The sequence below is a fragment of the Spirillospora sp. CA-128828 genome (assembly GCF_050945415.1).
Lineage (GTDB): Bacteria > Actinomycetota > Actinomycetes > Streptosporangiales > Streptosporangiaceae > Spirillospora.
In genome coordinates, this window is record NZ_CP191986.1 from 3,631,449 (window position 1) to 3,650,196 (window position 18,748).

Sequence of the window (18,748 nt, forward strand, 5' to 3'; positions counted from 1 at the left end):
ACGAATTGCAGGAGTGCCCGGAGGTAGGCTGGTCGCGTGGCCAAGCAGGATGATGGGCAGATCGGGGTCGTGAGCGCGCTCGTACGGGGCACGTTCCTGGTGAATGCCGTGTATGCGCAGTCGGCGCGGGAGTACGGCATCACCTCGCAGCAGGGTCAACTGCTATGCGTTCTCATGGCGCAGCCGCGGGGGATGGGCGAGCTGGGAGCGATGCTCGGGCTCGCCAAGTCGAGCCTCACCGGCCTGGTGGACCGCACCGAACGCAACGGCCTGGTCCGGCGTGAGGCGGACCCGCAGGACATGCGTGCGGTGCGAGTCGCGCTGACCCCGGAGGGCAGCGTCCTCGTGGACGAGTTCTACGCGGAGACCTGCCGCCGTGTCGACGAACTGCCCGCGGGGTTCAGCGATGCCGAACGCGACGCGCTCGCAGATCTGCTCGGCCGCATCGTGATGGACAACGAGGTTCCGATGGTGTTCGCGGAACCCGACGAAGGAGCCGCCCGCACGCCGTGAGACCGCGCCCGCAGGACAGGGGTTGCAGTTCGTAGTACGAACTACTATGGTTCGTATTGCGAACTGAAACCTTTGTATACGGGAGTGTGGAACCATGAGTCGTACGGTCGTGGTCATCGGCGGTGGCTACGGAGGAGCAGCGGTCGCCAAGGCTCTGGACGCCGAGGCCGACGTCGTCCTCATCGATCCCCGTGACGCGTTCGTCAACGCGGCAGGGGCGCTGCGGGCACTCACCCAGCCCGGCTGGGCGGGGAACATGTTCTTCCCCTATGACACGCTGCTCACCCGGGGGACGGTGATCCGTGACCGTGCCGTCTCGGTCGACCCCGGAGGGGTCACCCTGGCCTCCGGTGAGCGTGTCGAAGCGGACTACCTGGTTCTGGCGTCCGGCTCGAACTACTCCTATCCGGCCAAGCCCGACGCCGAATCCACCGACGAGGCGTTGGACGCCCTTCGCGGCACCCACAAGGAACTGGCCGGCGCCGACAGGGTGCTGATCGCCGGTGCCGGGCCCGTCGGCCTTGAACTGGCGGGAGAGATCAAGGAGGTCTGGCCCCACAAGCAGGTGACCATCGTCGACCCGTCCGGGGAACTGCTCCCCGGGTACGAGGCGGAGATGCACCAGGACCTGCGCCGCCAGCTCGACGCCCTCGGCGTGCGGCTGCGGCTGGGCACCGGCCTCGTGGCGCCGCCGCCGGCGGAACCCGGGCAGGCCGGGACCTTCACGGTCACCACCACCGGCGGCGAGGAGATCACCGCCGACATCTGGTTCCGCGCCTACGGCGTCCGCTTCAACAGCGACTACCTCGCCGACGGACGGCTCACGCCGCGCACGGAGCAGGGTCAGGTTCCCGTCACCGAGACCCTGAACGTCCACGGGCACGACCATGTCTACGCCGTCGGCGACATCACCGATCTCGCCGAGGTGAAGAGGGCCGGATACGCGATGCAGCACGCCGAGGTCGTGGCGCGGAACATCGGCGCGCAACTGCGCGGCGAGGAGCCCGATGCCGTCTACCGGGCCGCGTCCGCCCCCATGATCCTGCTCCCGCTCGGACCACGCGGAGGGGTCGGGCAGATGCCCACACCCGACGGCCCGTCCGTCGTTCCGGCGACGACGGTCTCCGAGTACAAGGGCGCCGACTTGTTCACCGGCCGCTTCGCCGAGTTGTTCGGCGCCGCCTGAACACGCGCCCCCGAACGAAAGGCAGAACGATGCCGGTACAGGAAGTCCTCTTCGGCTTCGGCGCGCACAGCGGGATCGATGACGGACCCGAACTGCTGCGCATGGCCCAGCAGGCCGACCGCGACGGGCTCGACATCTTCTCGCTGTCGGACCATCCCTACATCGGCGGACGCCTGGACGCCTACGCGTCCATCGCGTTCGTCCTCGGGCGCACACGGCACATCGCCGGCTTCGCCAATGTCACCAACCTGCCGACCCGGCCGGCCCCCATGCTCGCGCGGACGGTCACCACGCTGTCGTCGCTCTCCGGCGGCCGTGTCGTCCTCGGCATGGGCGCCGGCGGACTGTGGGACCGGATCTCCGACATGGGGGTGCCGCGGCTCTCCCCGGGCGATGCCGTGGAAGCCTTCGAGGAGGCGATCGTCCTGGTCAAGAGACTGTCGGGCGGCGGCCCGCCGGTCACCTACCACGGGCACCACTACCGGGTGGACGAGATCGAGCCCGCTCCCGTCGCCGCACCGCCGGTGTGGACGGGTTCGGTCGGCCGGAAGTCCCTCGCCGTCACCGGGCGCGTGGCCGACGGCTGGCTCCCCGGCCACGCGGCGGACTGGCTCAGCGAGCGCTACCGGACGTCGCGGCCGGTCATCGACGAGGCGGCGGCCGCCGCCGGCCGCGATCCGGGGGAGGTCCGCACGGTCTTCAACTTCCCCGGGCGCATCACCGATCGGCCTGAACCCGCCACACGGGACCGCGACGGCCGTTGGATCGGCGGTTCCGCCGACCAGTGGACGGAGGAGCTGACCGGGGCGGTCCTGGAGCACGGCGCGTCGGGATTCATCCTCTTCTCGCCCAGGGGCGGCACGCCGGATCCGGGCTCCGCCGGCCGCTGGGCGCAGGAGATCGTCCCGGCCGTGCGCGAGGGGTCGCGAAGGAGAGCGCCGGGTAGGACGCGGTCTGGTCCCGGCCCGGCACTAGCATGATCGGATGTCGCAGACGATGGGGATCGCCGGGTTCGCCGGGCAGCCGAGCGACCTGGCCGAATGCCGGGCCGGGACGGACCTGATCGGCCGGGACGAGGTACAGGCGTTCCTGCAGACGATCACCGACCCCGATGCCGCGCTGGCGGAGCTGACCGCGTTGCTGGAGTCCGGTGACGTGTTCCGCACCGGGATGATGGCGTTCGTGTGCGGGGTCCTGGTCGAGCGGGGCGGCACGGTGACGGTTCCGGTCGACACGGTCCTCAAGGTCGCCGAGCGCGGGCTGCACCTGGCGAAGGACTTCACGGCGCGGGGCGGGGCGAGCGCCGAGGACGAGCTGTTCCGGACTTCTCCCGACCTCGTCAGGGCCCACCACGCCCTGCCCTTCGTCCTTCTCGCGGCCATGACGATGCTCAGCCGCGACGTCGGGGCGCGGCAACGGCTGCGCGCCCGGCCGCACGTCGCCGCGCTCGTGGGAGAGCTGCAAGACCACTACGAAACGCTCTACTACGTTCAAGAGGTCCTTTCTCTCCTGGACGACCGGGAGATCCTGCTGCTCGACCCGCGCAACCGCCGCGGCTTCGTCCTCGGCCTGACCGGTGTCCAGGACCGGATGTACCACTTCTTCGCGCTCGCCCAGGACGCCCTGCTCCGCCACACCGGACCCGGCTACCTCGGTGCCGAGCCGACCGACCCCGCCGTCGTGCGCTACGCGCGGAATCACGGCCTGACCGCGCCGGACCACCAGGCGGCCGGTGATCTGATCGACCACCAGCGCCTCGGATTCCACTACCCGGGAGCCGACGCGAAACCGGCGTTGTTCTTCCCCGGCTCGGCCTCCTTCGACGCCGTGCCGGTCGTCAACGGCGTCCCCACCCTGTTCCTGGACGAGAAGTCCATCCACGCCCAGTGGTCGCCTGCCAACATGTACCCCGTTCTGCACGAGGCTCTGGAAGCCCGCGTCAGTCTCCGCGAACTGGACTCCGACGACGTGGAGGCCCGGTTGGCGTCCTTCGCGTCACGCTCAGGCTGAACGCCGGCCCGACGGGCCCGTCACTCACAGGCTCTGCGGAGCCGGGCGTAGACGTCGCCGGACCGTCCGCGCGGACGGATCCGCTCCAGCTGCCGCCGCAGTTCGGACGCGTCCAGCCAGCGCGGAGCGGCGAAACGCATCGTCTCGATGGGGGAGTAGTTGTAGACGTAGCCGCCCGCCGCATCGCCCAGCCGCTCCACGAGGCGCAGCGCCTCCATGGACGCGTCGTGCGCCGACGGCACGTACTCGAAGGACAGGGCGGGCAGCGGCTGGGAGAGCCCCGTCAGTACGTCCGCCTCGAAGCCCTCGACGTCGATCTTGCAGAAGGCCGGGACGCCGTGCACCGCGATGAGCTCGTCCAGCGTCGTGACCTCGACCTCGACCGACCGGTCCCACTGGACCTGCGCGAAACTGCTGTCCTTCGTCACCGACTTGATCCAGCCGGGCGACATCGAGGACACGGTCGGCGTGGCCGTGGACATCGCGAGCCGCGCCCGGCCCGGCTTCGTCCCGGCGGCCCCGGCGACGATCGCGACGTCCTGGTCGCGGCCGAAGAACAGCCGCAGCACCCGCAGGCAGTCAGGCTGCGGCTCCACCGCGACCACACGCGCCCCGAGCCGCCGCCAGACGCGCACCCGTCCGCCCACGTGGGCACCGATGTCGAAGGCCACGTCACCTGGGCCGAGGAACTCGCCGTAAAGGCGCATCGCGCGCCGGTGCTTTCCCGGAATCCCGTAGTACATGACCAGCGACCGGGCGATCCCATACGCGCGCAGCAGCATCCGCCGACCCTATCGCGCCCGCCTTCGCGCCGGACGGATTCCGCGCCTCACGTCGGGGAACGTCCCCGGCGTGGAGACGAGACCGTGGACCTCGGGCGAGCCCACCCGATCGCCCTTCGTCCTGCCGAGCGGGCTGCGGGGGCGCCTTGCGGGGTGCTTCATGTTCTGGACGAACAGGCAGGACGAGGTCGTCGCCCTGCTGGGCGTCCGGCCGGGCGAGGACGTCCTGGAGGTCGGGTACGGCCCGGGCGCCATGATCCGCCGCCTCGCCGGCACCCCCGCCGGGAGGGTGTGCGGCGTGGACCCGTCCCCGGAGATGCGGAAGATGGCCCGCAGACACGCGCTGCGGGCCGACCTCCGCCTCGGCACCGCCGCCGACACCGGATTCGGCGACGCCGAGTTCGACTGCGTCGTCTCGGTCAACAACGTCGGGATCTGGCCGGATCTCGGAGCCGGTTTGGACGAACTGCGCCGCGTTACCCGTCCCGGCGGCCGCGTGGTGATCGCCTCGCACGGCGGCAGACGCTCGACCATGCTGGCCCGCCGCCTGGCCCTGCCGGACGACAAGCTCGACCGCATCGCACACGAACTGTGCCGCCGCTTCTCCGGCGTCACCCGGCGCGACCTATCCGACCTCACCACTTTCACGGCCCATCGCCGCTGACGCGGCCGGGATGGTTCAGCCGTGCAACAGAGCCGGGGGCTCAGGCGTCCTGGGGTTGACGGAAAGGACGGGCTCTTGGACGACGACGGCGTGACGTACGAGGAATTCGTGGCGACCCGGGCCCAGGCTCTCCTGCGTTACGGCTTTGTGCTCACCGGCAACGCCCATGACGCGGCGGACCTGCTGCAGGAGGGGCTGATCAGGCTGCGCGGCGCCTGGGGGCGGGTCGCGAACAAGAACGATCCGGAGGGCTACGTCCGGAAGATCATGGCGCGTCAGCACATCAGCGCGTGGCGGCGGCGAAGACGCGAGCACCTGGTCGGCGACGTCCCGGAACGGCACTACGACGACCCTGGCCTTGAGCGGGCCGAACACGACCCGCGGTTATGGGCGGCGCTGGCCATGTTCCCGCGGCGGCAGCGGGCGGTGCTGGTGCTGAGGTACTACGAGGACCTGTCCGACGAGGAGATCGCCCGAACGCTCGGCATCTCGCGGGGGACGGTCCGCAGCCAGGCGGCCCGCGCGCTCGGCAAGCTTCGCGCGGAATGGCGTCCGGCCGCCGCGCACGCGGAGGGAGGGCATCATGACCGATGATCTGGGCCGGGCGCTGCGCGGCACGCTCGGGACGGCGGCGCGCGAGGCGCCGGAGGTTTCGCCGAACCTGCTGGCCGACGTCGAGGCGGGGCATCGCAGGAGGAGGCGCCGCCGGATGTCGGCCGCCGCGCTCGCCGTCGCGTTGATCGTCGGCGGGGCGGGCGTGGCCGGCGTGGTGCGCTCCGCCGGGAAACCGCCGGACGCCGCCAGGACGGGCAAGCTGAAGCCGGTGTCGCCCACCGAGCTGGGGCCGCCGATCAAGGTGCGGACGCGGTGGCCGGACGCTGTCCGAAACCTCCCGGACATGCGGGCGGACGGGCGTGCGCTGAACCCGATCACGCTGCTCGACGGGAACACCGTCCTCGGCGCGACCGCGTCGACGACCGAGGTCACGGACAAGCTGTGGGCCTATGACCTCAGAACCCGCACGGCCAAGCTCATCACCGACGTCGTGGTTCCGCGCGGCTGGTCGCAGGACGCCGCCGACTTCACCGTCGGCCACGGCGAGATCGTCTGGTGGCTGGCCGCACGGACGGCGGGTGGCGAGAGGAACGAGATCTGGTCCGCGCCCGTGACCGGCGGCCCCGCCCGGAGGATCACCAGTGTTGTGGGTTCGCCGCCGGTGAGCCTCTTGATCGACGGCGGGAACGTCGTCTGGTACATGGACAAGGGCGTGTACCAGGCGCCATTGTCGGGCGGCCCGGCGGAGAAACTCCCCGGCACGGACGGTTACTCGATCATCTCCTGGCCGTGGATCGCGCCATCGCCGTCCAGCGAGAAGTCCGGCGTCCAGTACAAGGTGGCGCGCAACGTTCGTACCGGCGAGCAGCGCGTGGCGACCGTCGCGCCCATCAAGGGTGTTTGGTCCTGTCTGGTGACCTGGTGCGTCGGTCGTCCCCCGATCGATCAGGGTGACGACCAGGACACGTCGACGCCCGTGCAGCGCAGGAACGGAAAGGACGGGCGGTTGCTGCCCCGCAGCGTGGAAGAGGCGACATTCCTGTTGCAGGACCGGTTCCTCTTCTACAAACCGCCAGGGCTGCGGACGAAGAACTATGTCCTGTACGACCTCGAAACCGAGGCACTGCTCGATACCGGGATACCAGCGGCGGGCGGTCAGGAGAGCATGCCGGTTCCCCGCGGCGACGCCCGCGACCAGCGGATCCTCGTCACGACCAAGGACGGGCCGATGCTGCTCGACCTCTCCGAGATCCGCTGACCGGCGGCCGAGCGGGCGCGCCGGGCACCGGGCCTGGACAGGGCCAGGCCGGTCCCCGGCGCGCTCTGCCGTGCGGCGCCTCTCCGCGCCGGGCCGGGTCAGGACGGGGGGAGACCGAGCGCGCGGGCGATCAGCATGCGCTGGACCTCGGAGGTGCCCTCGCCCACTTCGAGGATCTTCGCGTCGCGGTAGAAGCGGCCGACGGCGTACTCGTTCATGAAGCCGTAGCCGCCGAAGATCTGGGTGGCGTCGCGGGCGTTGTCCATGGCCGCGTTGGACGCGACCAGCTTGGCGATCGCGGCCTCCTTCTTGAACTGCTCGCCGGCCAGCATCTTCGCGGCGGCCGCGTAGTAGGCGAGCCGGGCGGTGTGCGCGCGCGCCTCCATGTCGGCGATCTTGAACTGCATGGCCTGGTAGTGGCCGATCTCCTTGCCGAACGCCTCCCGCTCGTGCACGTAGTGAAGGCTTTCGTCCACGCAGCCCTGGGCGAGGCCGACCGAGAGCGCGGCGATGGCGATGCGGCCCTCATCCAGAATGCGGAGGAACTGCGCGTAACCCCGGCCGCGCTCGCCGACCAGGTTCTCGGCCGGGACGCGGACGTCGTCGAACGACAGCTCCCGCGTGTCGGACGACGACCAGCCGACCTTGGAGTACTTGCGCCCGACCGTGAAGCCCGGCGTGCCGTTCGGGACGATGATCGTGGAGATCTCGTTCGCGCCGGTGAACGCGGTCACGGTCACGAAGGCGGTGATGTCGGTGCCGGAGTTGGTGATGAACGCCTTCGAGCCGTTGATCACCCAGGAGTCGCCGTCCAGCCGGGCGGTGGTGCGCATGCCGCCGGGGACGTCGGAGCCGCCGCCCGGCTCGGTCAGGCCGAAGCCCGCCAGGCGCTCGCCCGACGTGAGCTGTGGCAGCCACCGCTCCTTCTGCTCGGCCGAGCCGAAGCGGTAGATCGGCATCGCGCCCAGCGACACCCCCGCCTCAAGTGTGATCGCCACCGAGGAGTCGACGCGGGCCAGCTCCTCCAGGGCCAGGCAGAGGGCGAAGTAGTCGCCGCCCATGCCGCCGTGCTCCTCCGGGAACGGCAGCCCGAACAGCCCCATCTTGCCCATCGCGGCGACGATCTCGTACGGGAACTCGCCGCGCTCGTACAGGTCCCCGATCACCGGGGCGACCGTCTCGCGGGCGAACCGCTCGACCGTGCGCCGCAGTTCCTCCTGCTCCTCACTGAGCGTGAAGTCGATCATTAGGGTTCACTCCGATTCCGGTGACAGGGCCTGGACGACGCGGGACGGGCTGGGGCGGCCGAGACGGCCGGCCATCCAGCGGCTCGTGGACACGAGCTTGGCGAGGTCGACGCCCGTCTCGATGCCGAGGCCGTTCAGCATCCAGACGAGGTCTTCGGTGGGCAGGTTGCCGGTGGCGCTCTCCGCGTACGGGCAGCCGCCGAGGCCGCCCGCCGAGGCGTCCACGACGGTGACGCCGGCGCGGAGCGCGGCGAGGGTGTTGGCGAGCGCCTGCCCGTAGGTGTCGTGGAAGTGGACGGCGAGCCGGTCGGTGCCGATGCCTGCCGCGCCCAGCGCCTCGATGAGCGCGGTGACATGGCCGGGTGTGCCGACGCCGATCGTGTCGCCGAGGCTGAGCTGGGAGCAGCCCATGTCCATCATCCGGGACGCGACGGAGACCACCTGCGAGATGGGGACATCGCCCTCCCACGGGTCGCCGCACACCATCGACACATAGGCGCGCACCCAGAGGCCCTCGGCGCGCGCGCGTTCCACGACTGGGGCGAACATCGCGAGGGACTCGTCCACGGTCCGGTTCAGGTTGCGGCGTGCGAACGTCTCGGTCGCGCTGCCGAAGACGGCGATCTCGGTGATGCCGTTGGCGAGTGCCCGGTCGAGACCACGCTCGTTCGGGACGAGGACGGGATACCGCAGTTCGGGCGAACGCGGCAGGACGTCCAGCAGTTGCTCGGCGTCGGCGAGCTGCGGCACCCACCTGGGGTGGACGAAGCTGGTGGTCTCGATCGTGCGCAGCCCCGCGTCCGCCAGCCGGGTCACGAACTCCGACTTGACCTCGACGGGGACGACCGCCTTCTCGTTCTGCAGCCCGTCCCGTGGCCCGACCTCGTAGATCGTGACCCGCTCGGGGAGCCCGGAGAGCGGTACCGGCATCGTCATGCCCTCCTTCCTGGGGGGCGACCCCCAGACCCCCGGGTCGGGAGGCCCGACGATCCTCGCTTCGCTGCGGTCATCGAGCCTCCTCGATCACGGCCAGCACCGCGTCGAGCGCGACCTGCGCGCCCGCGCGGACCGGCAGCTTCGCCACGACGCCGGCGAGCGGCGCGGTGACGGTGTGCTCCATCTTCATCGCCTCGACCACCACCAGCGGCTGCCCGGCGTCGACGCGGTCGCCCTCGGCGGCCTTGACGGCGAGGACCGTTCCCGGCATCGGGCTGCGCAGCACGCCGTCGCCCGCGGCGGCCGCGTCGGCGCCGCCCTCGGCCCGGACGTGCTCACTCAGCGCCCAGGCGTGCCCGTCGCGGCCGAGCCACAGCGTGTGCCCGTCCCGGGCGGCCTCGAACGACGTCGTCCTTCCACCGTAGGTCAGCGTGAACGGCCTGCTCAGCGAGGCGGCGACCGGTGGGGCGTCGCCGATCGCGACGCGGGCGGACGCGGCCCGTCCCTGGACGCGGACCTCCACCGGCTCGCCGCCGGAGGGCGTGATGATCCACGGAGTCCAGGCGTGCGCGCCGGGACGCCAGCCGTCCGGGACGTCCCACGGGTCGTCGCCGGACTCCAGCGCGAGCATCCGCTCCAGCGCCGCGGCGGCGAACACCTCCGGCGGGACGGACGCGCCCGCGACCAGATCGTCCAGGGCGCGTTCGACCAGCCCGGTGTCGAGATCGCCCGACACGACGGACGGGTGCCGCAGCAGCGCGCGCAGGAAGGCGACGTTCGTCGGGACGCCCAGCAGCGTGTACGAGGCGAGCGCGCGGTCGAGGCGGCGCAGGGCCTCGGCGCGGTCGGTGCCATGGACGATCACCTTGGCCAGCATCGGGTCGTAGGACCCGCCGACCTCCGTCCCGGTGTCCAGCCCGGAGTCGACACGCGCCGCCTCGGGCTCGGTCAGCGCCAGCACGCGCCCGCCGGTGGGCAGGAAGCCGCGCGCCGGGTCCTCGGCGTAGACGCGGGACTCGATGGAGTGGCCCTCCAGCCGGACATCATCCTGCCCGAACGGCAGCGGCTCGCCCGTGGCCACTCGTAGCTGGAGTTCGACCAGGTCAAGTCCGGTGACCAGTTCGGTGACCGGGTGCTCGACCTGGAGCCGGGTGTTCATCTCCATGAAGAAGAACTCGTCCGGGCGGTCGGCGGAGACGATGTACTCGACGGTTCCCGCGCCCACGTACCCGACGGCCTGCGCGGCGGCGACGGCCGCGGCGCCCATCCGCTCCCGGGACGCCGGGTCCAGCAGCGGGGACGGCGCCTCCTCGATGATCTTCTGGTGCCGGCGCTGCAGGCTGCACTCGCGTTCGCCCAGGTGGACGGCGTTGCCGTGCGTGTCGGCGAAGACCTGGATCTCGATGTGCCGGGGGTTCTCCACGAACTGCTCGGCGAGCAGCGTGTCGTCGCCGAACGAGCCGCGCGCCTCGCGGCGGGCGGACGCGATGGCCTCCGGCAGGTCCGCCGCGTCCCGGACGAGCCGCATCCCCTTGCCGCCGCCGCCCGCGGACGGCTTGAGCAGCACCGGCAGCCCGACCTCCAGTGCGGCGGCCTTCAGCTCGGCATCCGACAGGCCCGGTTCGTCCCTGCCCGGCACGACGGGGACACCGGCCGCGGCGACGGTCCGTTTGGCGCGGATCTTGTCGCCCATCGCGTCGATCGCCTCGGCCGGCGGGCCGACGAACACCAGCCCCGCCTCACCGCACGCCCGCGCGAACGCGGTGTTCTCGGCCAGGAAGCCGTATCCGGGGTGGACGGCCGACGCCCCGGCCGTCCGGGCGGCCGCGATGACGGCCTCGATGTCCAGATAGGACGGGATCCGGAGGGCCTCGTCGGCCTCCCGCACATGGCGGGCCCCCGCGTCGGCGCCGGTGTGAACCGCCACCGACCGGATGCCGAGCCGCCGCAGCGTGCGGAAGACACGGACGGCGATCTCCCCGCGGTTGGCGACCAGGACGCTGTCGAACATCAACACCCTCACATCCGGAAGACGCCGTAGCCGACCGGCTCCAGCGGTGCGTTGGCCGCGACCGACAGCCCGAGCCCCAGCACGCGCCGGGTGTCGAGCGGGTCGATCACTCCGTCGTCCCACAGCCGCGCCGTGGAGTAGTACGGGTTGCCCTGAGCCTCGTACTGCTCGCGGATCGGCGCCTTGAACCCTTCCTCGTCCTCTGCGGGCCAATCCTCGCCGCGGGCCTCCAACTGGTCGCGGCGGACGGTCGCGAGGACGCTCGCCGCCTGCTCCCCGCCCATGACGGAGATGCGGGCGTTCGGCCACATCCACAGGAAGCGCGGCGAGTAGGCCCGGCCGCACATCGCGTAGTTGCCGGCGCCGAACGACCCGCCGATGACGACGGTGAACTTCGGGACGCGGGCGCACGCGACGGCGGTGACCATCTTGGCGCCGTGCTTGGCGATGCCGCCCGCCTCGTACTCGCGTCCGACCATGAACCCGGTGATGTTCTGCAGGAACACCAGCGGGACGCTGCGCCGGTCGCACAGCTCGATGAAATGCGCGCCCTTCTGCGCCGACTCGCCGAACAGGATGCCGTTGTTGGCGACGATCCCGACAGGGTGCCCGTGGATACGGGCGAAGCCGGTGACGAGCGTGGCGCCGTACTCCTTCTTGAACTCCTGGAAACGGCTGCCGTCCACGATCCGGGCGATGACCTCGCGCACGTCATAGGGGGTGCGCGAGTCCGGCGGGACGATGCCGTACAGCTCGGACGGATCGACCGCCGGCTCCTCGGGGGAGGCGACGTCCCACGGCCGTGCCTGACGTGGTCCGAGCGTCGAGACGATGTCGCGGACGATCCGGAGCGCGTGCGCGTCGTCCTCGGCGAGATGGTCGGTGACGCCGGACGTGCGGGAGTGCAGTTCCCCGCCGCCCAGCTCCTCGGCCGTGACGACCTCGCCGGTGGCGGCCTTCACCAGCGGCGGACCGCCGAGGAAGATCGTGCCCTGGCCGCGGACGATGACGGCCTCGTCGCTCATCGCGGGGACGTACGCGCCGCCCGCCGTGCACGAGCCCATCACCGCCGCGATCTGCGGGATGCCCCGGCCCGACATCGTGGCCTGGTTGTAGAAGATGCGGCCGAAGTGCTCGCGGTCGGGGAACACCTCGTCCTGCCGGGGCAGGAACGCGCCCCCGGAGTCCACCAGGTAGACGCAGGGGAGCCGGTTGTGCAGCGCCACCTCCTGGGCGCGCAGGTGCTTCTTCACCGTGACCGGGTAGTACGTCCCGCCCTTGACGGTGGCGTCGTTGGCGACGACGACGCATTCGCGGCCGGAGACCCGCCCTACGCCGGTGATGATCCCGGCGCCCGGCGCCTCGTCCTCGTACATGCCGTTCGCGGCCAGCGGCGACAGCTCCAGGAAGGGCGAGCCGGGGTCCAGGAGCGTGTCGACCCGGTCGCGGGGGAGCAGCTTGCCGCGTGCGACGTGCCGCTCGCGGGCCCGCTCCGGGCCGCCGCGTCCCGCCCGGTCGACGCGGTCGCGCAGTTCCGCCACGAGCGCCTCGTTGTGCGCGGCGCTCGTCTTGAACGCCTCGTCCGCGACGTCGGCGCGGGAGCCGATCTCGGGTCCGCTCATGACCCCCCTTTCCCGGTTAACGCTCATTAACAATGCCGATGTTAACGGTCGTTAACAACTCTAGTCTAGACTGGTCGGCATGACCTCCCCACCGGCCGAGGCGCTCGGCGGCCCCGAGCCGCCGGACGGCCCGCCCAACCCGCGCCGGGCCGAGATCCTCGGCGCCGCCGCCGAGCTGTTCGCGCGCCGCGGCTACCACGGGGCGTCCATCGGCGAGCTCGGCCGGGCCGTCGGGCTCACCGGGCCCGCCCTCTACCGGCACTTCAGCGGCAAGGAGGCCGTGCTCGCCGAGATGCTCCTCGACATCAGCGAGCGGCTGCTCGCCGAGGGCGTCCGCCGCGCCGCCGGCCCCGATCCCGGAGGGGCCCTGGACGCGCTGCTGCGCTGGCACATCGCGTTCGCCCTCGACAACCCGGCGCTGATCACCGTGCAGGAGCGGGAACTGGACAACGTGCCCGAGCCGCAGCGGCACCGCGTCCGCCGGCTTCAGCGCGCCTACGTCGAGGAGTGGGTCGCCGTCCTGCGCCGCCTCAGCCCCGGCCTGCCCGCCGACCGGGCGCGCGCGGCCGTCCACGCCTGCTTCGGCCTGCTCAACTCCACCCCGCGCAGCGCCGCCGGGCTCGACCGCGACGCGATGGGCGACCTCCTGCACGCCATGGCCCGCGCGGCGCTCGCGGGCGCCCGCTAGCAGGACGCCGTGCGCCCGTCCAGGGAGCGCTCGACGGCCTCGGCGAACGACGCGGCGTCCGTCCCGGCCCCGTCGAAGATCTTCTGCACGCAGCCGCGGAACGTGCTGGTGAACGTGGTGTAGTGCGGCGTCACCGGACGCGGCTCCGCCCGGCCCAGCGCCGTCAGCACGGCATGGCCGAGTTGCGTGAGCTGGGCCTCGTCGGGCACGTCGGTCTCGCCGGGCCCGAGCGGCTGCCCGGTGAGGGACGAGCACGTCCGCACCTTCACATCGGCGGGGGAGCCGTGCCCGGGGGAGAGGCCGAGCGCCGAGTAGCGGCCGGGCGCGAAACCGCCGCACGCGAACAGGAGGCGCTGGCTGTTCGTCCCGCTCAGGTACGCCACGAGGTCGGCGGCGGCGTCCGGATTGGGGGAGTTCTTCGAGACGGCGAGGTTCTGCCCGCCGAGGACGGTGTGCCCAGGCAGCGCGGTCACGCCGAACCGCAGCCGTGTGCCGTCCCGCATCCGTGGCTCGGACGCGAGCGCGGAGAACGCATACGGCCAGTTGCGCATGAGCTTCGTCCCCGACGCGAACGCCTCGATGCTCTCCAGCTCCCCGTACTGGCGGGACGCGGCCAGCGACCCGTGCGCACGCGCGGCGAGCCGGGCGAGCGCCGGATACACCCTGGTGCGCAGATCGTCCTCGCTCGGGCGGTCCTCGCCGGTGAGCCGTCCGGAGCCGCCGTCGTTCCACACCGCCTCCAGCGCGTTCACCGTCAGGCCCTCGTAGTCGGCGAGTTGGGTCGCGACATCCGAGGAGAGCAGCCCCGGCCAGACGGCCGGCGGCGTCACGCCCTCCCGGTAGTAGAGGAGCCCGACGTCCACGTTGAACGGGACGGCGTACAGCTCGCCGTCCCGCTTCCCGGTCCGCAGCGCCGCGGGGAAGAAGTCGTCCAGGTTCTCGATGCCGTCGAGCGGACGCAGGTAGCCGCCGTCGGCGAACTGGGCCGTCCACGTGTTGTCCATGATCAGGACGTCGTAGGCGCAGCTGCCCGACTCCTCGACCGCCTTGATCTGGCTGTGCTGCAGGTCGGTGGACTCCGACACCTCCACGAGCGTCGCGTGCGGATGCTGGCGGCCGCCTGGATACCGGCCCTCGTTCCACTGCCGGATCAGGGCGCGGCGCTGGTTCTTCAGGCTCACGTCCGTGCCGCCGGCGACGAACAGCTCCGAGCGGTCGCAGCCGGCCTTCATCGCCGGATACGACCCGCCCGGCCACAGCGACACCACCAGGCCCGCGGCCAGTACGAGCGCGGCCCCGGCGGCGGCGCTGACCCACGCCCGCCGCCCGCTCGGCGAAAACCGCGGGCTCATCGCAGCTCCGACAGCAGTTCGGCGGCCTGCTCGACCTCGGGCGCCTCGGTCAGCGGCACGCATCCCCCGCCGTTCCGCGGGCCGAGCGCGTCCACGATCTGCCGGACGGGCGACGACCCGCACGTCGCCGGGCCCGTCAGCACCATCGTCAGCCGCAGGTCCGGATGCCGCTTGCGGAACTCGCCCGACAACCACTCCGCGCGGGAGCCGATCTGCGGGTTGGTCGACGGGACCTGCCCGTCGGTGACGAAGATGAGGTTGTGTTTGCCGGACCCCAGGTCGGCCGCGGCGATCGCGTCACTGAGCGCCTGGTCGGCCCCGCCGGACGCGACGGCCTGCAGCCGGCTCGTGACCGCGGCCTTCTGGTCCGGCGACGCCGCGTCCTGGGGAACGTTCCCGAACGTGTCCGTACCGCTCGGCGACGCCGACGCCGACGTCACCTGCAGACCCACGCGGTCGTTGCTCTGCAACTGCGACACCAGGCTTCGCAGGAACGACGTCCCGCGCACGAGCCGGGAGCCGCCGCGCGCCTGGGCCGCACCGCCCATAGACCCGGAGACGTCCAGCATCATCGACACCGAGATCCTCGGACGCGCCGCCCCGATCCGGTCGAGCGTCCTCTGCACGCCTTCCGGCGGCTTCAACCCGACGACGCTCGGCATCACGCGGTTGCCGACGACCCCCTGGAGCCGGGACAGGTAGTGGTGGCCGGTGTCGCCCTCGTGCGCGGGCGGGACGACGCCGCGGTCGTCCCGGAAACCCTGCGACGTCAGCGGGTTGCGCTCCAGCCAGCGGTGGAACTCGCCGACCGCCGCGTCCCGCTCCCGGGTGTCCTGCCCGCGCCACCGCACCTGGACGAACGGATGGTCGAGCGTCGGCAGGTCGGTCGCGTAGTACGGATGCAGGCGCCACTTCGCGTACGGGGCCGCGTCGGGGTCGACGGCGCCGCAGCGGTCGCCGAGCGGGCGCCCCATGTCGTAGTCGTGCAGCACCTGCTCGGGGACGGCGACGGCGATGTCGTCCGGCGGCTCGGTCTCCTGCGCGGCGGCCTGCTGGCGGAACCGGCACAGCAGCGACACCGCGTCCGGCGCCACCAGGTCGGCGGGCTCGGCGAACCGCTCGTCCTTCCGGTCGTCACCCGGCATCGCGTCGTACAGCGCGGGCGTCACCGCCAGCGCCGCCGACGACGTCTCGGGCACCGGACGGGCGATCGCGCGCAGCCGCACCCCCGCGTCCGCGATCCGCTTCAGCAGCGCCGCCGTGTTCGTCGCGATCGGTGCCGCGATCGGGTCGGCGACCGACTCATGGGCCTTCGTGAACAGGGCCAGCACCAGCGGCGACGCCCCGAGCGACCCGCGCGGCCGGAAGACCGGGTCACCCTTCGCCGCCGAGCCGCCCGCACCGGTTCCCGCCGCGTTCGCCGTGCCGTCCGCGGGACGGCCTCCCGCGCCCCCTCCGGCTCCGGTCTGGCCGGAGCCCTTGGGGACGAAGTCGTACTCCGCCGTCGACGACGGGATCCAGATGTCGGGCTGCGGGCCGAACAGCTGCTGATCATCGGCGTGCCCCGCGTCGGCCGACTCGCTGCGCCGCCACAGCAGCCGGAAACCGTCGTACAGCGGGACGGGCCCCGCTTCGGGGACGACGGTCACGGTGTACTTGCGGCAGCCGCGGTCCTCGTTGTCGTCGGCGAACTCCGCCGCCGCGGCGCGCAGCGGCGTGAGCGTCTCGGGTGCGGCCAGTACGCGCAGGTCGAGCGGCTGCCCGCACGCGCTCGCCTGCTCGCGCAGCCGGTAGACGCCGGCGCCCGCGAGCAGGATCAGCCCCATCACCGCCGCTCCCGCGGACCCCCACGCGAGTGCCGCCCCGCCCCACTTCAGCGTCTTCGAAACGCGCTCGAGGACGGCGTGACCCGCGTCCGGATAGAAGGCGAACAGGCCGGCCGTCACCGCGCCGATGACCAGCAGCGTGACCACCGCGTTGAGCCAGAAGACGCCGTGGATCAACGTGACCCCGATGCTGACGATCACGGTGGAGCACAGATCGAGCAGCATCACCTGGAGCAGCCGGAGGAGCCAGCCCGGTAAGCCGTCCCGGCGTTCCGGAGCCCGTGACCGGTCGCCGTCGCCGCCGTGCGGTCCCGTCATCCACGCCCCATCGCCGCGTAGGTCTCGACTCTGCTCGGCCCCCGGAAGTGAGATCTCATGATACGTAGCGGGCCGGTCGCGGTCAGAGGATTTCCTGACCGGGGCCGGTCGATCTTCCCGCCCCGCGGGCATCGTGGACCGTTCGCAATCTTGACGGAGACGCCGGCGGATGGGTCAGATGGACGGGGGTCACCCGGCCATCCGACCCGGACAGAGGAGAGCCGCATGGGCGTCGAGGGTGTCGGTTTCTACGAGATCGCGCAGAACGACCCGGACCGTCCCGCCGTGCTGGCTCCCGGCGAACCGATGTCCTACGGCGAACTGCACGCCGAGGTGAACCGCCTGTCGAACGCGCTCTCCGGCCTCGGGCTGCGCCCGGGCGACGCGCTGGCGACCGTGCTCGGCAACCGGCCCGAGTTCCTCACCGTCCTCCTGGCCGTGGTCCAGTCGGGGCTGTACCTGGTCCCGGTCAGCCGGCACCTCACCGCTCCGGAGATCGGCTACATCCTGGCCGACAGTGGCGCCAAGGCGGTCATCACGGAGAGCGCGTTCGCCGACGTGGTGTCCGGCGCGGCCGACGATGCGGGCATCCCGGCCGAAGGACGCGTCAGCGTCGACCCCGCCGAGGGGTACCGGTCGATGGCCGCGCTGTGCGCGTCGGGCAGCGCGGATCCGCCCGGCAAGCGGCTGATGGGCTCGGTCATGCTCTACACGTCCGGCACGACGGGACGGCCGAAGGGCGTCCGGCGGCCGCTGATCGACATCACGCCCGAGGTGCTGATCGACGTCATGCGGCAGACGCTGATGCGGTACCTGGGGCTCGCCCCCGGCGACGAGGTGCACCTCGCCATCGGGCCGCTCTACCATTCCGCGCCCTGCGTCCACGCGATGATGGCGCTGAACCTCGGCCACGCCGTCGTCGTCGCCCCGCGTTTCCGGCCGGAGCACACCCTGGAGCTGGTCCAGCGGCACGGCGTGACCAACGCGTTCATGGTCCCCACGATGTTCCACCGGATGCTGGCCCTGCCGGACGACGTCCGCGCCCGGTACGACCTGTCGTCGCTGCGGCAGGTGTACCACAGCGCCGCGCCCATCCCAGTGGAGACGAAACAGCGGATGATGGACTGGTGGGGGCCCGTCCTCTACGAGTACTACGGCTCCACCGAGAGCGGCCCGGTCGTGGTCGCCGCCCCGCACGAGTGGCTCGCCCACCCCGGGACGGTCGGGCGCCCCGTCGACGGCGTCCAGATCAAGATCCTGGACCCGGAGGGCGCCGAGCTGCCGCCCGGGGAGACCGGCCTCATCTACGCGAGCGGGCAGCCCGGATTCGAGTACCACGACGACCCGGAGAAGACCGCCGCCGCCATGCGCGGCGACTTCTACACGCCCGGCGACCTCGGCCACCTCGATGCGGACGGCTGGCTCTACATGAGCGACCGCCGCACCGACCTCATCATCTCCGGCGGCGTGAACATCTACCCCGCCGAGATCGAGTCCGTCCTGCTGCAGCATCCGGCGGTCGGCGACGTCGTCGTCATCGGCGTCCCCGACGACGACTGGGGCCAGAGCGCCGTCGCGCTCGTCGAACCGGCCGAGGACGCCGAACCGGGCGACGGTCTCGCCGCCGAACTGCTCGCGCACTGCGCGCCGCGGCTGGCGAAGCTGAAGCATCCGCGCCGCCTGGAGTTCCGCGCGTCGCTGCCGCGCACCCCGTCCGGCAAACTCAGCCGCCACCGCGTGCGAGAGACCTACCTGCGGGAACGCGCGGGCTGAGCCCGCT

The 18,748-nt window shown here is 71.9% G+C and carries 16 protein-coding genes; 9 read left to right on the forward strand and 7 right to left on the reverse strand.

Annotated elements, in window-relative coordinates; genetic code table 11:
• Window positions 1–36 precede the first annotated feature (36 nt).
• The 4 genes from ACQPXG_RS17945 (at window position 37) to ACQPXG_RS17960 (ending at window position 3,709) form a co-directional block, all read left to right on the forward strand.
• Window positions 37–513, forward strand: a complete 477-nt coding sequence (locus ACQPXG_RS17945; protein WP_433468836.1) for a MarR family winged helix-turn-helix transcriptional regulator — start codon at window positions 37–39, stop codon at window positions 511–513.
• Between the two features lie 94 nt (window positions 514–607).
• Entirely contained in the window at window positions 608–1,699 is a 1,092-nt protein-coding gene (locus ACQPXG_RS17950; RefSeq protein WP_433468837.1) for an NAD(P)/FAD-dependent oxidoreductase, read from the forward strand.
• Between the two features lie 29 nt (window positions 1,700–1,728).
• Window positions 1,729–2,679, forward strand: coding sequence for an LLM class flavin-dependent oxidoreductase (locus ACQPXG_RS17955; RefSeq protein WP_433468838.1), 951 nt, complete (start codon window positions 1,729–1,731; stop codon window positions 2,677–2,679).
• A 4-nt stretch (window positions 2,680–2,683) separates the two neighbouring features.
• A complete protein-coding gene (locus ACQPXG_RS17960; RefSeq protein ID WP_433468839.1) occupies window positions 2,684–3,709 on the forward strand; it encodes a hypothetical protein in 1,026 nt (341 codons plus the stop codon).
• Window positions 3,710–3,729: 20 nt separating this feature from the next.
• Here the strand turns inward: ACQPXG_RS17960 and ACQPXG_RS17965 are convergent, their stop codons facing one another.
• Window positions 3,730–4,491 (reverse strand): FkbM family methyltransferase, encoded by a 762-nt coding sequence (locus ACQPXG_RS17965; RefSeq protein ID WP_433468840.1) that lies wholly within the window; start codon window positions 4,489–4,491, stop codon window positions 3,730–3,732.
• 70 nt (window positions 4,492–4,561) lie between these two features.
• Between ACQPXG_RS17965 and ACQPXG_RS17970 the strand changes: the two genes are divergently transcribed.
• The 3 genes from ACQPXG_RS17970 to ACQPXG_RS17980 all read left to right on the forward strand — a co-directional run bounded on the left by ACQPXG_RS17970 (window position 4,562) and on the right by ACQPXG_RS17980 (window position 6,968).
• Complete coding sequence (locus tag ACQPXG_RS17970) at window positions 4,562–5,155, forward strand: class I SAM-dependent methyltransferase (protein ID WP_433468841.1); 594 nt, start codon at window positions 4,562–4,564, stop codon at window positions 5,153–5,155.
• Window positions 5,156–5,230: 75 nt separating this feature from the next.
• Complete coding sequence (locus ACQPXG_RS17975) at window positions 5,231–5,749, forward strand: SigE family RNA polymerase sigma factor (protein ID WP_433468842.1); 519 nt, start codon at window positions 5,231–5,233, stop codon at window positions 5,747–5,749.
• Window positions 5,739–6,968: a hypothetical protein gene (locus ACQPXG_RS17980; protein ID WP_433468843.1), complete on the forward strand. Its 1,230-nt coding sequence runs from the start codon at window positions 5,739–5,741 to the stop codon at window positions 6,966–6,968. Before ACQPXG_RS17975 ends, ACQPXG_RS17980 begins: the two co-directional genes overlap by 11 nt.
• A 98-nt stretch (window positions 6,969–7,066) precedes the next feature.
• On the opposite strand, the gene ACQPXG_RS17985 is transcribed toward ACQPXG_RS17980, so the two are convergent.
• The 4 genes from ACQPXG_RS17985 to ACQPXG_RS18000 form a co-directional block, all read right to left on the reverse strand.
• Entirely contained in the window at window positions 7,067–8,215 is a 1,149-nt protein-coding gene (locus ACQPXG_RS17985; RefSeq protein ID WP_433468844.1) for an acyl-CoA dehydrogenase family protein, read from the reverse strand.
• A gap of 6 nt (window positions 8,216–8,221) precedes the next feature.
• Entirely contained in the window at window positions 8,222–9,145 is a 924-nt protein-coding gene (locus ACQPXG_RS17990; protein ID WP_433469988.1) for a hydroxymethylglutaryl-CoA lyase, read from the reverse strand.
• 76 nt (window positions 9,146–9,221) lie between these two features.
• A complete protein-coding gene (locus tag ACQPXG_RS17995; RefSeq protein WP_433468845.1) occupies window positions 9,222–11,162 on the reverse strand; it encodes an acetyl/propionyl/methylcrotonyl-CoA carboxylase subunit alpha in 1,941 nt (646 codons plus the stop codon).
• 8 nt (window positions 11,163–11,170) lie between these two features.
• Window positions 11,171–12,784, reverse strand: coding sequence for a carboxyl transferase domain-containing protein (locus ACQPXG_RS18000; RefSeq protein WP_433468846.1), 1,614 nt, complete (start codon window positions 12,782–12,784; stop codon window positions 11,171–11,173).
• A gap of 79 nt (window positions 12,785–12,863) precedes the next feature.
• On the opposite strand from ACQPXG_RS18000, the gene ACQPXG_RS18005 reads away from it, so the two are divergent.
• Complete coding sequence (locus ACQPXG_RS18005; protein ID WP_433468847.1) at window positions 12,864–13,472, forward strand: SACE_7040 family transcriptional regulator; 609 nt, start codon at window positions 12,864–12,866, stop codon at window positions 13,470–13,472.
• On the opposite strand, the gene ACQPXG_RS18010 is transcribed toward ACQPXG_RS18005, so the two are convergent.
• Together ACQPXG_RS18010 and ACQPXG_RS18015 are read right to left on the reverse strand one after the other, a co-directional pair.
• Window positions 13,469–14,824, reverse strand: coding sequence for an extracellular solute-binding protein (locus ACQPXG_RS18010; RefSeq protein ID WP_433468848.1), 1,356 nt, complete (start codon window positions 14,822–14,824; stop codon window positions 13,469–13,471). The genes ACQPXG_RS18005 and ACQPXG_RS18010 overlap by 4 nt on opposite strands.
• Entirely contained in the window at window positions 14,821–16,968 is a 2,148-nt protein-coding gene (locus tag ACQPXG_RS18015; RefSeq protein WP_433468849.1) for a hypothetical protein, read from the reverse strand. The genes ACQPXG_RS18010 and ACQPXG_RS18015 overlap by 4 nt, the downstream gene beginning before the upstream one ends.
• 225 nt (window positions 16,969–17,193) lie before the next feature.
• Here ACQPXG_RS18015 and ACQPXG_RS18020 point away from each other — a divergent pair, with 225 nt between their 5' ends.
• Window positions 17,194–18,741: an AMP-binding protein gene (locus tag ACQPXG_RS18020; RefSeq protein WP_433468850.1), complete on the forward strand. Its 1,548-nt coding sequence runs from the start codon at window positions 17,194–17,196 to the stop codon at window positions 18,739–18,741.
• Window positions 18,742–18,748 lie beyond the last annotated feature (7 nt).

What these genes read in the sequence shown, in the direction of transcription:
- ACQPXG_RS17950 (WP_433468837.1), top strand. Translation starts at nt 608, where the DNA reads ATGAGTCGTACGGTCGTGGTCATCGGCGGTGGCTACGGAGGAGCAGCG.
- ACQPXG_RS17955 (WP_433468838.1), top strand. Translation starts at nt 1,729, where the DNA reads ATGCCGGTACAGGAAGTCCTCTTCGGCTTCGGCGCGCACAGCGGGATC.
- ACQPXG_RS17960 (WP_433468839.1), top strand. Translation starts at nt 2,684, where the DNA reads ATGTCGCAGACGATGGGGATCGCCGGGTTCGCCGGGCAGCCGAGCGAC.
- ACQPXG_RS17965 (WP_433468840.1), bottom strand. Translation starts at nt 4,491, where the DNA reads ATGCTGCTGCGCGCGTATGGGATCGCCCGGTCGCTGGTCATGTACTAC.
- ACQPXG_RS17980 (WP_433468843.1), top strand. Translation starts at nt 5,739, where the DNA reads ATGACCGATGATCTGGGCCGGGCGCTGCGCGGCACGCTCGGGACGGCG.
- ACQPXG_RS17985 (WP_433468844.1), bottom strand. Translation starts at nt 8,215, where the DNA reads ATGATCGACTTCACGCTCAGTGAGGAGCAGGAGGAACTGCGGCGCACG.
- ACQPXG_RS17990 (WP_433469988.1), bottom strand. Translation starts at nt 9,145, where the DNA reads ATGCCGGTACCGCTCTCCGGGCTCCCCGAGCGGGTCACGATCTACGAG.
- ACQPXG_RS17995 (WP_433468845.1), bottom strand. Translation starts at nt 11,162, where the DNA reads ATGTTCGACAGCGTCCTGGTCGCCAACCGCGGGGAGATCGCCGTCCGT.
- ACQPXG_RS18000 (WP_433468846.1), bottom strand. Translation starts at nt 12,784, where the DNA reads ATGAGCGGACCCGAGATCGGCTCCCGCGCCGACGTCGCGGACGAGGCG.
- ACQPXG_RS18005 (WP_433468847.1), top strand. Translation starts at nt 12,864, where the DNA reads ATGACCTCCCCACCGGCCGAGGCGCTCGGCGGCCCCGAGCCGCCGGAC.
- ACQPXG_RS18010 (WP_433468848.1), bottom strand. Translation starts at nt 14,824, where the DNA reads ATGAGCCCGCGGTTTTCGCCGAGCGGGCGGCGGGCGTGGGTCAGCGCC.
- ACQPXG_RS18015 (WP_433468849.1), bottom strand. Translation starts at nt 16,968, where the DNA reads ATGACGGGACCGCACGGCGGCGACGGCGACCGGTCACGGGCTCCGGAA.
- ACQPXG_RS18020 (WP_433468850.1), top strand. Translation starts at nt 17,194, where the DNA reads ATGGGCGTCGAGGGTGTCGGTTTCTACGAGATCGCGCAGAACGACCCG.